General features: G+C 61.8%; 13 protein-coding genes. 6 read left to right on the top strand and 7 right to left on the bottom strand.

From position 1 onward, the window contains the following. From A4R35_RS17655 to sdhC, 5 genes are all read right to left on the bottom strand, one after another. Positions 1-918 carry an alpha/beta fold hydrolase gene (locus A4R35_RS17655; protein ID WP_223258384.1) on the bottom strand — a complete coding sequence of 306 codons (918 nt, stop codon included), beginning with the start codon at positions 916-918 and terminating at the stop codon, positions 1-3. A gap of 292 nt (positions 919-1,210) precedes the next feature. After that, positions 1,211-1,918 (bottom strand): succinate dehydrogenase iron-sulfur subunit, encoded by a 708-nt coding sequence (locus A4R35_RS17650; protein ID WP_112431643.1) that lies wholly within the window; start codon positions 1,916-1,918, stop codon positions 1,211-1,213. 45 nt (positions 1,919-1,963) lie between these two features. After that, entirely contained in the window at positions 1,964-3,700 is a 1,737-nt protein-coding gene (gene sdhA, locus A4R35_RS17645) for a succinate dehydrogenase flavoprotein subunit (RefSeq protein ID WP_112431641.1), read from the bottom strand. A 16-nt stretch (positions 3,701-3,716) separates the two neighbouring features. Beyond that, complete coding sequence (gene sdhD, locus A4R35_RS17640) at positions 3,717-4,136, bottom strand: succinate dehydrogenase, hydrophobic membrane anchor protein (RefSeq protein WP_189361984.1); 420 nt, start codon at positions 4,134-4,136, stop codon at positions 3,717-3,719. A gap of 405 nt (positions 4,137-4,541) precedes the next feature. Next, positions 4,542-4,922, bottom strand: coding sequence for a succinate dehydrogenase, cytochrome b556 subunit (gene sdhC, locus A4R35_RS17635; RefSeq protein ID WP_112431639.1), 381 nt, complete (start codon positions 4,920-4,922; stop codon positions 4,542-4,544). 817 nt (positions 4,923-5,739) lie between these two features. On the opposite strand from sdhC, the gene A4R35_RS17630 reads away from it, so the two are divergent. The 4 genes from A4R35_RS17630 (at position 5,740) to A4R35_RS17615 (ending at position 9,108) form a co-directional block, all read left to right on the top strand. Next, positions 5,740-6,312 (top strand): RNA polymerase sigma factor, encoded by a 573-nt coding sequence (locus A4R35_RS17630; protein ID WP_189361982.1) that lies wholly within the window; start codon positions 5,740-5,742, stop codon positions 6,310-6,312. Between the two features lie 52 nt (positions 6,313-6,364). Further along, the gene (locus tag A4R35_RS17625; RefSeq protein ID WP_112431635.1) at positions 6,365-7,342 is read left to right on the top strand and encodes a QcrA and Rieske domain-containing protein; all 978 of its coding nucleotides are present in this window, start codon (positions 6,365-6,367) and stop codon (positions 7,340-7,342) included. Between the two features lie 13 nt (positions 7,343-7,355). Next, positions 7,356-7,787, top strand: a complete 432-nt coding sequence (locus A4R35_RS17620; protein WP_112431633.1) for a FixH family protein — start codon at positions 7,356-7,358, stop codon at positions 7,785-7,787. 187 nt (positions 7,788-7,974) lie between these two features. Beyond that, complete coding sequence (locus tag A4R35_RS17615; RefSeq protein WP_146747253.1) at positions 7,975-9,108, top strand: LolA family protein; 1,134 nt, start codon at positions 7,975-7,977, stop codon at positions 9,106-9,108. A gap of 39 nt (positions 9,109-9,147) precedes the next feature. On the opposite strand, the gene A4R35_RS17610 is transcribed toward A4R35_RS17615, so the two are convergent. Further along, a complete protein-coding gene (locus A4R35_RS17610; RefSeq protein ID WP_112431629.1) occupies positions 9,148-9,693 on the bottom strand; it encodes a TRM11 family methyltransferase in 546 nt (181 codons plus the stop codon). Between the two features lie 638 nt (positions 9,694-10,331). Here A4R35_RS17610 and A4R35_RS17605 point away from each other — a divergent pair. After that, complete coding sequence (locus A4R35_RS17605) at positions 10,332-11,903, top strand: NAD(P)H-hydrate dehydratase (RefSeq protein WP_112431627.1); 1,572 nt, start codon at positions 10,332-10,334, stop codon at positions 11,901-11,903. A gap of 59 nt (positions 11,904-11,962) precedes the next feature. Here A4R35_RS17605 and A4R35_RS17600 read toward each other — a convergent pair whose 3' ends face one another. Further along, positions 11,963-12,433, bottom strand: a complete 471-nt coding sequence (locus A4R35_RS17600) for an NUDIX domain-containing protein (RefSeq protein ID WP_112431625.1) — start codon at positions 12,431-12,433, stop codon at positions 11,963-11,965. A gap of 257 nt (positions 12,434-12,690) precedes the next feature. On the opposite strand from A4R35_RS17600, the gene rny reads away from it, so the two are divergent. After that, positions 12,691-14,256 carry a ribonuclease Y gene (gene rny / locus A4R35_RS17595; RefSeq protein WP_189361980.1) on the top strand — a complete coding sequence of 522 codons (1,566 nt, stop codon included), beginning with the start codon at positions 12,691-12,693 and terminating at the stop codon, positions 14,254-14,256. The last annotated feature ends 136 nt before the right edge of the window (positions 14,257-14,392 follow it).

Below are 14,392 nucleotides of genomic sequence, written 5' to 3'. Positions count from 1 at the left end.
TCAGGCGCCTGGAGCGCTCGCCTCCCGCTCTTGCAGGAAGTTGAGCAGCAGGCGATTGACTTGCTCGGGCTGCTCCTGCTGGACCCAGTGACCGCTTTCGGGCAGGTAGACAACACGCAGCTGCTTGACGTATGGCTCCAGGTCGTAGGTTAGCTCGACGCTGAGGGCGATATCCTGCAGGCCCCAGAGCAGCAGAGTCGGGGCCAGAATACGGGGCCAGGCCCGCAGCTGACGACGCCAGAGGGAGCGCGGCAGGTCGCGCACAAACTGCCGATAGTAGGCGAGAGCCGCCGGCAAGGCTCCAGGCTTGCTCATGGCAGCCTGATAATGGGCGGTGACGGAGCGCGGGAAAGCATCCTTCTGGACGGCGCTGCCGCGCAGCATCCTGCCGATCTCGTTCGCCCCGTTGCGCCCCAGCATGTACTCCGGCAGCCAGGGCAGCTGGAAGGCGAAAATATACCAGCTCATGCGGAGCTGCTTCAGGGAACGCAACTCGCGCAGCATGGCCGCCGGATGGGGGGCATTCATAATCACCAGGCGCTCAACCAGCTCGGGATAGCGCATTGCCACCTGCCAGGCAATGACGCCACCCCAGTCGTGACCCATGACGATCGCCCGCTCGTACCCCAGCGCCACAATCAGGGCCGCCACATCGCGCGCCAGGGTGCGCAGATCATAGCCCCAACGCGGCTTCTCGCTCTCGTTGTAGCCGCGCAGGTCGGGAGCGACAACGCAATAACCGGCTCCGGCCAGAACAGGAATCTGATGGCGCCAGGAATACCAGAACTCGGGGAAGCCGTGGAGTAAGAGCACCAGCGGTCCCTCTCCCTGGGTCACATAGTGGAGCCGAATACCGTTGGCTGTGATAAAGCGATGCTCCCAGGAGCTTCGTTCTTCTCCAGTCATCGCAGGGGGCATAGCGTCAGCACTCCTCGCTAGCTCGGCGCTAGCGCCTTTATACCAGACAGGCACCCCGGCCTCCAGCCCGGCAGGCCGAGAAGCAGAGGGGGTAGCAGAGCCTCCCTTCACCATAAAGCGGCCCAGCTCGGACGGCCCGAGGGCGGCTGGCCCCGGTACCTGCCGGGCTGGGCGCCTGGCGCTGGCCCTCTTTCGTCCCTCGCCCTCAGCCCCAGCGCCCTCCGCCGGAGAGCACGACGAAGTGAAGCGAAGTGAAGCGAAGCGATTTCGCACCCAGCGCTACCGTAGTTGCTCAGTCAATATTGCGATCGCCGTAGACAATGGCGCGCTTCACCTGCTCGATCAGATCGGTGACCGGAATGCCACGCGGACAGGCATCGGAGCAATTAAAGATCGTACGGCAACGCCAGACACCGTTACGCTGCCCGAGGATCGCCAGCCGCTCCGCCGTGCCCTGATCGCGGCTATCGAAGATGAAGCGGTGCGCGTTGACGATGGCCGCTGGCCCAACCCAGTCGGGATTGCCCCAGATCGAGGGGCACGAGCCAGTACAGGCCCCACAGAGAATGCACTTCGTCCCCTCATCGTAGCGCGCCCGCTCTTCGGGACTCTGCAGCCGCTCGGTCCCCGGCTCATTATCGTAGGTGATCAGATAGGGCTTGACCGATTCGTACTTGCGGAAGAAGGGGTCCATATCGACCACCAGATCTTTGATCACCGGGAAGCCGAGCATCGGCTCAACTGTCACCTTCTCGCCCACATCGCGGATCAGCACCTTGCAGGCCAGGCGATTGCGCCCGTTGATGCGCATGGCATCCGAGCCGCAGACACCATGCGCGCAGGAGCGTCGGAAGGTCAGGGTGCCGTCGATCGTCCACTTAATGGTATTGAGCGCGTCCAGCAAGCGGTCGACGGGGCTGGCCTCAACCGTATACTCGGCCCAGTAGGGCTTCGCATCCTTATCGGGGTCGAAGCGCTTAATGCGCAGGGTAACTTTCATAGCACCTCACCTGTCTTAGAGCGTCTCCCTGAAGCTGGGACGCGCCTAGTACTTGCGTTCCTTGGGCTTAAAGATCGGGTCATCGATCAGGATGACATCCTTATAGTCGAGACGGGCTTCACAGGCCCCATCACCTTTATAGATCAACGTATGCTTGAGCCAGTTGACATCGTCACGCTCGGGATAATCGAGGCGATAGTGAGCGCCACGACTCTCCTTGCGAGCGAGAGCACCATGAACGGTGGCCGCCGCGCAGTCCAGCAGGAAGCCCAGTTCGATGGCCTCGACCAGCTCCGTGTTGAAGGTCTTGCCTTTATCTTGAAGCTGGACCTTCTTATACGCCTCCTGGAGGCCAGCGATGGTGTCCATAGCATGCTGCAGGCCCTTCTCCTGGCGCTCGACAAAGACATTCTCCAGCATCTCGCCCTGCAGCTCATTGCGAATGCGCGCCGCTGACTCGCCCCCTTTCGAGGTCAGGAGATGGTCGACCATCTCACGAGCAAAGTCTTCGTGATGCGACGGCAGAGGAACGTGATCGTTCTCCGCAATGAACCTGGCCATGTGCTTACCGGCGCGGCGCCCGAAGACGATCAGATCGACCAGCGAATTCGTGCCCAGGCGATTGGCTCCGTGCACCGAGACGCAGGCCACCTCCCCAGCGGCATAGAAGCCCGGCAGTGGCGTCCACTTCGAATCGATGACCACGCGCCCATCGTTGTCGGTCGGGATGCCGCCCATCGCATAATGGGCCGTCGGCTGGATCGGCACCGGCTCGCGAATCGGCTCCACGCCCAGGTAATTGCGCGCGAACTCGGTGATATCAGGCAGCTTCTCCGTGATCACCTTCTCGCCCAGGTGGCGCAGGTCAAGATAGACATAATCTTCGCCATTGACGCCGCGCCCCTCCTTGATCTCTTTAATGATGCAACGGGAGACAATATCGCGCGGCGCCAGGTCCTTGAGGGTGGGCATGTAGCGCTCCATAAAATACTCGCCCTTGCCGTTCAGCAGGCGCGCTCCCTCGCCGCGGGCGCCCTCGCTCAGCAGCACCCCCACCTTATAGAGGCCCGTAGGATGGAACTGATACATCTCCATATCTTCCAGGGGAATGCCGCGACGATAGGCGATCGCCATGCCATCACCCATACAGGCAAAAGCATTGCTGGTCACCCGCCAGGCACGACCATAGCCACCAGTGGCAAAGAGGACCGCCTTGGCATGGAAGGTATGAATCTCACCCGTACGAATCTCCAGGGCCACCACGCCACAGACGCGGCCTTCGTTGATCAGCAGATCCAGGGCCAGAAACTCATTAAAGAAGCGCACCTGGTTCTTGATGGCGTTCTGGTACATGGTCTGGAGCAGCATATGCCCCGTGCGATCGGCGGCGTAGCATGAGCGGCGTACTGGCGCTTCGCCGTAGTTGCGCGTATGGCCACCAAAGCGGCGCTGATCGATGCGCCCGTCCGGCGTGCGATTAAAGGGTAGCCCCCGATGCTCCAGCTCATAGATCGCGTCGATGGCATCGCGCGCCAGGATCTCCGCCGCTGGCTGGTCGACCAGATAGTCGCCGCCCTTGACGGTATCGTACATATGCCACTTCCAGTGGTCTTCCTCAAGATTGCCCAGCGCTGCCGCCACTCCTCCCTGGGCTGCACCCGTATGGGAGCGCGTGGGATAGACCTTCGAGAGGACGGCCACGCTGGCGTTGGGAAGCTGCATCGCTGCCATCAGCCCGGCGCCGCCAGCGCCGACGATGACCACATCAAATTTCTGGTACATAACGATTCCCCTCTCTCTAGTGGGTCACACAGGAAGCACCCTGCAATGCACTGGCCACAGGCTGGAAGGTCACAATCGTAATCGTTCCGAGCAAGAAGAACGCCAGCGTCGCCAGCCCTACCAGCGAGAGCAAGAACAGGCGCCAGCCACGACTGCGAACATAGTCATCGATAACAACGCGCAAACCATTCATACCATGCAACAGCGCCAGCGTCAGCAGCAGCCAGTCATAGAGGCGCCAGTAAGGATTTTGATAGCGATGGGCTACAAACTGATAGCTGGTGCAGGCTACATCAGTAGTGACGTGCATGAGAATCAGATGGATGATCGCCAGAAAAATAAGTGCGACCCCTGAGACACGGAAGAAGTACCAGGAAAAGGTCTCAAAGCCGCCGCCCGTAGGACGCGGGCCATAGCCACTGGAAATACGTAACATAGCTACAGCACTCCTCTTCACGAGAGCAAGATCGTCATCATAGCAGGCAGGCGCGACAGTGGGCCGCAGGAGCCGACTGGTCAGCAAGTCCTCGTCTCCGCTGCTGCTCTTCTTTGTTCGACCTCCCCTTCTTCCTTCAGCGACCGCGTCTCCCGCAGGTCTTCCAGCAAAGCAGGATTGATCGAGAGAGAGCTGATGCTCACTGACCTTTCCGCGGCACTCAGTCGCCGCCGCGCTCACCAGGGAGTTGTCGGGGAGCCAGGCTGACTGCGCGGGATGCACTCCCTCGCTGGTTCGCTCGCTCGCTGGCAGGCAGGGCAGAGTGGGCAGTCAGCAGGCGAGGCGCAGGGCACAGGCCCAGGGCGCGATGCCCTGTCTCCTTATCGTCCTCGCCGCCTACTCCTCTCACATCGGCAGCGCCACGGCAGAGGTACCGGGCTGGAAAATGGGCGCCACCACAAAATAGGCCATCGGCAGGAAGCAGAGAATCGTGATGATCATCACTACCGCAAACATGATCCCCTGGTAGCGAGCACCCCGTGGCCAGAAATCAATGAGCATAATGCGCACGCCGTTGAAGGCATGGTAGAGCACGGAGGCGATCAGCCCGAGCGAGATGACGCGCACAATGCCAGTGCTAAAGAGGGCAATGCCTTCGTTGTAGACATCGGGGCCAAAGGAGAGCAATCCAATATCGACGATGTGCACAAGCAGGAAGAGAAGAACCGCCAGTCCTGTCACGCGATGCAGCAGCCAGGACCACATTCCAGATTGTCCTTTATACATGCCGCTCCTCGATTCTCATCAGGCGGAGGCGGGGGAAAAGCGCTGCACGGACGGGCCGGGAGATATTGAAGTCGTTGAAGCCGGGAGCTGTCTCTTCTTTTCCCTTCCTCCTTCCCCCCATCTCGCTTGCATGGCGTACCAGGCGCGGCCCCGCGCTTCACTATCCCCTAGCCTCGGGATGTCTAGCAACGTCGTACCTGCTTGCTGATCTTTGATAGGAAGGCCATCCAGGACAACCTCTTCGAGTGCACTCACCCACCGCTCCCGCCTCTGATGTAGTCGTAATGTTGTGCTGTTGCTTTGCTGGCTTTGCTTCTGTTGATAGCGCTGAACGAGACGCGCCGCTCAGCGCTCAGTCAGACAGCCAGGGTGTGTCGTGTCGTTTTCGCTCTCTGCCTGTCGATACCTCCCCGGTCAGCCCGGAGAGAGCGCACGGGAGGATCAGGCGCGCATCCCTGGCGCTTCGTTCGGTGGCCCAGCAAGCCGATCAGTTGGCGTTCTCTTGCTTGCTTTGCCTGGCCGCCTCTCCTCATGACGCGCTTTCCTTCGCGCCGCAGTGCTCCCCGCGGCGCCCCTCACTGGGTGGGTGCGCCGACGCTCCTGCTGCATTGCCTATTATACTGCAGTTGCCATCGTCACGCAAACCTGGCGCGCCTCAGCTTCCGCTACTCGCTCGCTTGCCCCAACCCAGGGGAACCCTCTTATCTTACTGTAACCCGCTGACGTAATAGGTAGGTGGCTATCTGAGATAGACTGTAACTGATCGACGTAGCTGTTGGGCCTCGGCCTGTGCGCAGGCAGGGCGAGGAGGGCCAATGTGAATACCGCACGCCAGAGCAAACAGGAGCGAAACCTTGCAACAGGACAGGATGCCGTGGATGTGCAAGCATTTCAACGCTTCTATGAGGATAATCTTCATCTCATCTATCGCTATGTCTACAGCAAAGTGGGCAATCGTGAAGAGGCCGAGGACCTGACCTCGCAGATCTTCATGAAAGCCGTGCGCCTGCTAAGCAGCGAGCGCGGCACTGGCAGCCCGAGCTGGCAGCGCTGGCTCTTCCAGGTCGCCAGGACCACTCTGGCCGACTACTGGCGCAGTCATTATCGCTTTCCTCTTGATTCTCTTGAGGAGCTGCTCGATGCCGGCTGGCAGGGGCCAAGCGAGGAAGTGTCGCTCTCCTGCCCTGACGAGCGACCAGCCGAGCGCGTCCAGCGTATCCTGCAGGCCCTTCCCGCCCATTACCGCGAGGTGTTGATCTGCCGTTTTCTTTTGAATCTCTCGATCAAGGAGACCGCCCTCCGTCTAGGGTTGAGCGAGGCCAATGTGAAGGTCCTTCAGTTCCGGGCGCTCAAGCGCGCCGCCGAATTGGAGAGCGTTGTGACAGGCTAACGAGAATGGAGGCATCCGGTGAAGGTAACGGACCGGAAGGGAGGCGAGGTTTATGCCCGAGGGAGACCAGGAACGCTTTGAGGACTATCTGGAGCTAGAGCGCTATCTTGCAGCGTTGCAGGAGGATCGCAGGCCACCGCTGTCCGCGGAGCTGACGCCAGCGCAGGCGCGTCTCTATCGCCTGGCAGCTCTCTTGCGCGCAGCGGCTCCCGGCGCCGCGGAGCCTCGCCCGGAGTTCGTGGCCGAGCTGCGCGCGCGCCTGGAGCGTGAGCTGGCCACCCAGGAAGAAGAGCCGGGCGAGTCGGCGGAGGCCGTCGGGTCGAGTACGGCGAGCGCATCCCCCACCGGGGAACCGCTGATCTTGCCCGCCGTTTCTCCTCCCACCACCTCCTCTCCGTCCCCCGCCGCGAGACGTTCTCGGCTCTCGCGTCGTCGTCTGTTGGCAGGTAGCGCGGTGGCTGCCGCCTCGCTGGTGGCCGGCGCCGGGCTTGATCGCGCCCTCCAAGAGGCCAGTGGCCGGCCTCAGGGGGGGGCAGGCCAGGCCACCCCAGCTCCCACGCCGACGAGCACGGGGCCAGGTGCTCCTCCGGCCTACCCAGCCCTGATCGGGGCCAATGTGCCTTCGCGCTGGCACTTTGTCGCTGAGGTCTCGGCCCTGGGTCAGCAGCCGGTGCGCTTTGTCACCGAGACGATTGCTGGCTTTGTGATCCGTCAGGAGCGCAGCCCTGGCAGCAGTAGCGAGTATGGATCAGGGGCCTGGTCTGGCGGCAATGAGTCTGCGACCGCGACCTCTGGCGAGGAGATCATCGCTTTTTCAGCGGCCTGCACACATATGGGATGCCTGGTCGAGTGGCAGGAGAGCGATGGCAAGTTCCATTGCCCCTGCCACGGCGGCGTCTTCACCGCCAGCGGGGCGGCAGACCCGACCGCCGGACGCCTGCGCTACCTGGCTCCCCTGCCGCGGCTTGACATCCGCATCGAGGATGGTAAGATCTACGTGAGAATTCCCGCCACCACATCATCTTCTTAAGAGTAAAAACAGAATGAGACGCAATTTACTCGTTATACTGCTCGGCCTGCTCTTTCTGGCCCTGCTGACCTGGCTGGGGGGCTTGGTGGCCAACCTCCCACCAGCCTCCTCGGAGTCAGGGCAACAGCAGGTACGTGCCGGCCCCTATGAGGTCACCCTCCAGCTGAGTCCCGACCCGCCTCTCAGCACGCAACCCGCCACCATCGTGTTGCGCATTGCCGAGGTCGCCAGCGGTACGCTGATCAACGATGCGCACGTTCAGGTAGAAAGCACAATGCCAGAGATGGATATGGACCTGCCCACGGTCTCCGCCCTCCCCAGCAGCGACGGCCTCTATCGCGCCCGGGTGCAATTTGTCATGGCTGGCCTCTGGCAACTGCATGTGACCATCCAGCGCTCCGCCCACCCTGATACGTCGCTTCTTTTTCAGGTCACTGCTCACTAATGCTCGTAGCCTCTCCGCCTGCCCTGCCCGTCAGCTCCCTGCTCTCTCTTTCCTACCTCCTTGCCCTTGGGACCCCACCAGCGTAGAATAGGAAGGCATCTTTACGATGCTTCTCTCTGTAGTCTAAAAATTTTGACTTGCATATCCTGATGTAAAGATGTGCCATTCTGCAACGGAGAGGCCCTCTATGTCTACCCTCACTAGAAGATGCTGCTATTCTCTTGCTCTCTCGCTTATGATGCTGCTCCTGTTGGTAGCCTGCAACAGTGGCCAGGCCCAACAGCAGACGCCCGCCAGTACCAGCGGTGCTAATGCTCAACAGCTGTTACAGCAAAGCGAGCAGCAGCTGACGGCAGCACGGACACTGCACGCGGTGGTAACTATTCAAATTGACGGCGAAACCTATCAGGGAGCATTAACAAGTGAGATCTGGAAAGCGGCCCCTGCCAGAAGCCGCAGCCTGATTCTGCGCTCGACTCTGAGTGACTTTCCCGTTGGCGAGCTGACGGTCAGCAACGGGGAGAAGCTCTGGATCTATAATCCCGCGCGGCACATTGTCTACGCCGGAAGCATCAATAGCCAGGGCGGCTCGGCGCTTTTCGGCAGCAGCTCCAACCCGGTCAATCAGTTGACACTCAACTTGATCGATCCCATCTTCAGCCAGAGCCAGGCCACGCTGGCCTCGCAGACGGTGACTGTCGACGGCCATAGTGCCACTGTCGTCCATGTCACCTCTCAGCAATCCGCCGCCTCCGGTCCCGACTATAGCGGCGATGTCTACCTGGATCGCAGCAACGATCTGCCCATCAAGCTGGTTCTCAATCTGCAGGGTTTCGCCCAGGTGACCCTGCAGCTGCCCACGCTGGAGCTGAATCGCTCTCTGGCCGACAGTCTCTTTAGCTTCACCCCACCCGCCAATGCCCAGGTGGCCCCGCTGCTGCAAGCCAGCGCCACCCCCACCAGCGGCACGCTGACCCTTGGCCAGGCGGAGCAGCTGGCCGGCTACCATCTGCTGAGCATCCCCTCCTCGCAGAGCGATTACCAGCTTGAGGGTGTCGATGTGCTCTCGACCGCCAGTGGACAGGTCTTTGTGCTCCACTATCTGAAAGGCGACCAGAGCTTTTCGATCCTCGAAGGCAAGGCTCTGGCCAATGAGCCGTTGCCCAGCGGCACGACGCTCACCCTGCGCGGCACTACAGCGACCTATTCAACAGGCAGCGATAACCCCACCCTGGCCTGGAAAGAGCAGGGTCTGGGCATTCGCATCAGCGGCGATCTCGACGAGCAGGAGGCCATTGCCATCGCCAACCAGCTCAGTTGAATGGGGCTGAGCGCGACGATCCTGGCCTCCTCCCTCCACTCAGGCTTTGACAGCGACGAGCAGGTCGCGCTTTTTGATGACACGATCCACCGTGTGCGCAAATTGCGTGTATGGTGGATCGTTGCGCGTCTGCAGACCGCTGTAGCGTTCAACAAGAGCGCAGATGTCGTGGCGTGGGAGGCGCGTGGCGTTCCAGGCGAGGGCTAGCGTCCCTCCAGGCAGCAGCAGCTCGCTCCAGGCCGGGAGGGCCTGCTGCAGAAGTGCACCGACCTCGCCGAGATGCTGAATGCCATAGGGGAGATCGCCGACAATGGCATGAACGCGCGGTCCTCCGGGAATGTTGCGCAGATGTAGCGGGGCCTCGCTGCTATCGCCATGCACCAGAATCAGCAGGCGCGCCTCGCCGCCCTTGCCCGCCGGCCTGACCTCAAACTGGTAACGCTTGCCGCTGCGACGACGCTCGCAGATCTCTTTAAAGGTAATCCCCTCGCCAGTGAGGTACTGGCGCAGAAAGACCGCCGTCGTCTCGACATCCTGACGCTTCTGCTCGATGCCGAAGGCGTCGTAGCCAGCAGCCAGGGCCACAAAGAGGGTCGTCCTCCGCCGGCCAGGGGATCAAGAATGCGCAGGCGCTCGCGGCTGGTAGCATAGGCTCCGGCGAAGAGGGCCACGTTCAGCAGGACGCGGGTGAAGATTTCGTTGGTCTTGCCCTTGTAACGCCGTACCTCAGCGATCTCCGGCGAGATGAACGGTTGCCAGGGCCAGGCAAGGGGGCGAAGAAAGGGACCCTCGACGCCGCCGACCTCGGCAAAGTATTCGTAAATCTCGCTAATGGTTCCCAGGTGAGCCAGCAGACGTAAACACTCCTCACGGTCGAGCCGCCCCTCTTCTATCCTCGCCAGCAGATAACTCTGCCCACCCAGTACGATGCGCTGCAGCTCCTCGATGGCCGGGCCGAGGGGACTGGCGCGTAGCTCTGGCTCGGCGAGGGTCTCGACCATGTTGCTGTACTGATTGCTTCGCTGCGGCCTGATCTTGAGTGCCAGTCTCATGGAGTGGAGTATAGCAGGTCAGGTGGCCTTTGTCGCGCCTCTTTGAGGTGTATTATTCGCTGTCTCTCTCTGCCTTGCCGGCCGATCCTCACCAGGAAGCCCCCTGAGCTGGCGTGACAGGGCCAGAGCCACCATGTAGAATAAAGAACAGAAAGCAGGGAGAGGAGAACTATGCATATCGTTGACGTTGCCCGCATGCGCGAACTGGAGATGCGGGCGGATCAAGAATACGGGCTGAACACCTCCATCTTAATGGAGAATGCCGGTCGCAGCGCCGCCGAGCTGCTGGCCCGCTATATTCGTGAGCGACAGCGGCGTTCGCTGAGCGAGTGCGAGCTACTCTTTCTGATTGGTCCTGGTAACAACGGCGGCGATGGCCAGGTCATGGCCCGGCATCTGGAGGCCGAGGGAGCGCATATCAATCTCTACCGCTGGAAGGAGCGGCGGCTGACGCGCGAGGGCCGAGAAGTGCCAGCAGAGCAGGTGGAGGCTGAGCTAAACGCCCTGCTCCAGCGCGTCGGCTATGTCGTCGATGCCTTGCTGGGCACCGGGCGCTCGCGTCCCCTGCCCGAGGACATGCGCGCTCTCCTGGCCCGCGTTGAGCAGGAGCGAGCCCGTCGTCCCGGCGAGCTGCTCGTTGTGGCAATCGACCTGCCGACCGGCGTCAACGCCGACACTGGCGAAGTTGATCCTGGCAGTATCCGCGCCGACCTCACCATCACCCTGGCCTGCCCCAAACAGGGCTTTTTCTTCTTTCCCGCTCGCTCCTATCTCGGCGAGCTGTTCGTCGGCAGTATTGGCCTGCCCGAGGAGCTGGAGCGTGACCTCAGCGATGAGATGCTGGATGCCACCCTGGCACGGACGCTGCTGCCGCCACGTCCTCTAGAAAGCAATAAAGGCACCTTTGGACGGGTGATGCTCTTCTGCGGCTCGCCCCCCTATCCAGGCTCGGCTTACCTGGCCGGCAGCGCCGTTCTGCGGGTCGGCGCAGGCTTAGTCACACTGGCCGTCACACCCGACCTGCTGCCCATCTACGCCTCCTCGCTGCATGAGGCCACCTACGTTCTGCTGCCAGCTGGCGAGCCGGGCGAACAACGCGGCCAGGAGCAGGCTCGGACGCTCTTAGAGCACCTGAGCGGCTACCGGGCGCTGCTGATCGGCCCAGGCCTTGGTCGAGCACCAGCCACGCGCAGCGCCATCCTGGCCTTGCTCGACGCTCTGCGCAGCCTGCCCGAGGACGAGCGTCCGGCGCTGGTCATCGATGCCGACGGCCTCAATAACCTGGCCGACGTTGAAAACTGGTGGCAACGGCTGCCGCCGGGCACCGTCATCACTCCTCACCCGGGCGAGATGAGCCGCTTGCTGGGAGAGACCAGGGTCTCAGGCGGTGGTATCGATCGGCTGCAGGTGGCACGCCATTGCGCCCAGGCCTGGAACGTCATCCTTGTCCTCAAAGGGGCCTGTACGCTGATCAGCGAACCAGCGGGACGCCTGCGCATCAACTGGGAAAGCAACCCGGCCCTTGCCAGCGCCGGTACGGGCGATGTCCTGGCGGGCATGATCGCAGGCTACCTGGCGCAACGCCTCACCCCCTTTGACGCTGCCAGCCTGGCCGTCTACTTACACGTGGCCGCTTCCAAGCTGGTCAGCCAGCACTGCGGCGACGCTGGTCTGCTGGCCTCAGATCTGCTGCCACAGATCCCCGCCGCTCGCCTGCGACTGCTCCAGCCTACCTCCACCTGAGTGGCCCGCGCATCGCATCGCGGGTCGCCACTGCGGTGCGGGCCAGCCCACAGCTCTGCTCAGGGCTGGCTCTCACCCCGCTGCGCCGATTCGTAGGCTTCTTTGAGCAGGGGCACCGTCTCATAGCGCTCCAGCTCAGCCGGAGGAATCCAGCGCATGGTCACTGCTTCCCAATCGGTCCGAATAGCCTCGGGGGCCAAGACCTCAAAGAGGAAGGGGTGAATAATCCAGTGGCGGCCCAGCTCCTGATCACGATGCTCAACAACCGCGCCACGTTTGAGCAGGCGCACCTGCTGCGGCCCCAAACCAGTCTCTTCGCGGATCTCCGTGTAGGCCTGCTCCTCGGGACTGACCCCCGGCTCGATAAAGCCACTGATGCCGGCCCAACGTCCTTGATAGCTGCCAACCCGCTGGCTGCGCTGGACGATCAGCAGCTGGGGGCCCCCAGGCTGGTCGAAACGCAGGAGGAAGCTGGTGACCACGGGCGTGGGACGCAGGGGAGCAGTGGACTCCGCTGGTTGCTGTGTCATGATGTAACTCCCGTAGAGATTGATTGCAGCAAACTAGAAAAGGCTGCGAACCTGCTAGAGAAACAATCGATCTTCTCAATTGAGCGTTCTTGACAGCCCCTCAACGCTCTTATATAGTATGCTTGGCGTACTATACGCCTTCTATATAGTATACTTAGCATATACCGTCTCTCGATACGATGGAACACAGCACTCGGTCATCACAAGCCCGGCGGGCGGGTCTGTTTGCCCTTTTATCACTCTGGAGGTAGGCTAACGTGACGCCGACCATCATCGCCATCCTCGCAGCGGGCATTATCCTGGCGGCGCTCCTTGGAGCCGGGATCGCACTTGTCATCGGATACCGCTTAGGGGAGGCCCGAAATAAAAGCAAGTTTGAGGAGCGTCTCCGTCTTGAAAAAGAGGCCAGTGAGCGTCTTCTTCTGGAAATGCAGCAGCAACAGCGTGAGGCTCTGCATGAGGCCCGTGAAGAGACAGCGCGCTTCCGCGCCACCATTGAGAGAGAAAACGCTGAGCGGCGTGCTGAGCTGCAGCGTCAAGAGCGTCGACTGCAGCAGAAGGAAGAGAGTCTGGAGCGGAAGATCGAAGCCCTGGAGCAACGTGAGCGTCGGCTACAGGCACGCGAGCGGGCTGTTGAGGAGCTGCGTCAGGAAGTCGAAGAGCTGAAGCGCCAGCAGCAGAGCGAGCTAGAACGCATCTCCCACCTGAGCGAAGAGGAGGCGCGCGAGCTTCTCTTGAGTCGCATGGAGGCCCTGGTCCGGGCCGAAGCCTCGCGGCGGGCGCGCATCATCGAAGAGGAAGCGCGCGAGGAGGCTGAGGCGAGGGCGCGTGAGATCATCACGCTGGCTATCCAGCGCTGCGCCTCCGACCAGGTCTCTGAGGCTGTAGTCTCGGTCGTCCCTCTGCCCAATGAGGAGATGAAAGGCCGCATCATTGGCCGGGAAGGTCGCAATATTCGGGCCTTGGAGGCCGCGACCGGTGTTGACCTGATCATCGACGACACACCGGAAGCGGTCATTCTTTCGGGTTTTGACCCAGTGCGTCGCGAAGTGGCGCGCCTGGCCCTCAACCGCTTGATTCTTGATGGGCGTATCCACCCCACGCGCATTGAAGACGTGGTAGCCAAGGCCCAGCAGGAGGTCGACAGCATCATCCGTGAGGCCGGAGAGCGGGCGGCGATGGAGGCCAATGTCCACGGCCTGCAGCCCGAGCTGCTCAAGATCCTGGGGCGGCTCCATTTCCGCACCAGCTACGGTCAGAATGTGCTGGCTCACTCCGTCGAAGTGGCTATTCTCGCGGGCACCATCGCCCATGAGCTGGGAGCCGATGTGAACGTCTGCAAGACCGCCGCCCTGCTGCATGACATCGGCAAGGCCATTGATCAGGAGGTCGAGGGGCCGCATGCCGTCGTTGGCGGCGAGATTGCCCGTCGTTTTGGCAAGTCGCCCAAGATTATTCATGCGATGGTAGCTCATCACGCCAGCGAGATGGAACCGCAGAGCCTGGAGGCCGCCATTGTCCAGGCCGCCGATGCCATCTCCGCTGCCCGGCCTGGGGCGCGGCGCGAGACCATCGATCTCTATCTCAAGCGCCTCGAAGCCCTGGAGAGCATCGCCAACTCTTTCCCCGGCGTCGAGAAGTCCTTTGCTATCCAGGCCGGGCGCGAGGTGCGGATCATCGTCAAGCCCGATGAGATCGATGAGTACGGCGCCAATCGCCTGGCCAGCGAGATCGCCCATAAGATCGAGGAGAGCCTTGACTACCCCGGCCAGATCAAAGTCTGCGTGGTGCGCGAGACGCGCGCCGTTGACTATGCCAGATAAGTGGCCTGGCTCGCGCGGAACCCGGAGACAGGAGAGAGGAACGCGCCTGATGTGGCCAGCAGTGGGCGAAAACACAGCCATAGCTCGCTCACTGCCTCAATCCATCCCAGCGATCACGCCGGGTCAATCAGGCTGG

It is taken from the genome of Thermogemmatispora tikiterensis (assembly GCF_003268475.1).
In the GTDB taxonomy this organism is placed as follows: domain Bacteria; phylum Chloroflexota; class Ktedonobacteria; order Ktedonobacterales; family Ktedonobacteraceae; genus Thermogemmatispora; species Thermogemmatispora tikiterensis.
Note: the sequence above shows the minus strand (reverse complement) of the source record. Positions and strands in the feature narration are given on the sequence as shown.

Coding starts and splice junctions, on each gene's coding strand:
- A4R35_RS17655 (WP_223258384.1), bottom strand. CDS start 918: ATGCCCCCTGCGATGACTGGAGAAGAACGAAGCTCCTGGGAGCATCGC.
- A4R35_RS17600 (WP_112431625.1), bottom strand. CDS start 12,433: ATGACACAGCAACCAGCGGAGTCCACTGCTCCCCTGCGTCCCACGCCC.
- sdhD (WP_189361984.1), bottom strand. CDS start 4,136: ATGTTACGTATTTCCAGTGGCTATGGCCCGCGTCCTACGGGCGGCGGC.
- A4R35_RS17650 (WP_112431643.1), bottom strand. CDS start 1,918: ATGAAAGTTACCCTGCGCATTAAGCGCTTCGACCCCGATAAGGATGCG.
- A4R35_RS17625 (WP_112431635.1), top strand. CDS start 6,365: ATGCCCGAGGGAGACCAGGAACGCTTTGAGGACTATCTGGAGCTAGAG.
- sdhC (WP_112431639.1), bottom strand. CDS start 4,922: ATGTATAAAGGACAATCTGGAATGTGGTCCTGGCTGCTGCATCGCGTG.
- sdhA (WP_112431641.1), bottom strand. CDS start 3,700: ATGTACCAGAAATTTGATGTGGTCATCGTCGGCGCTGGCGGCGCCGGG.
- A4R35_RS17620 (WP_112431633.1), top strand. CDS start 7,356: ATGAGACGCAATTTACTCGTTATACTGCTCGGCCTGCTCTTTCTGGCC.
- A4R35_RS17615 (WP_146747253.1), top strand. CDS start 7,975: ATGTCTACCCTCACTAGAAGATGCTGCTATTCTCTTGCTCTCTCGCTT.
- A4R35_RS17605 (WP_112431627.1), top strand. CDS start 10,332: ATGCATATCGTTGACGTTGCCCGCATGCGCGAACTGGAGATGCGGGCG.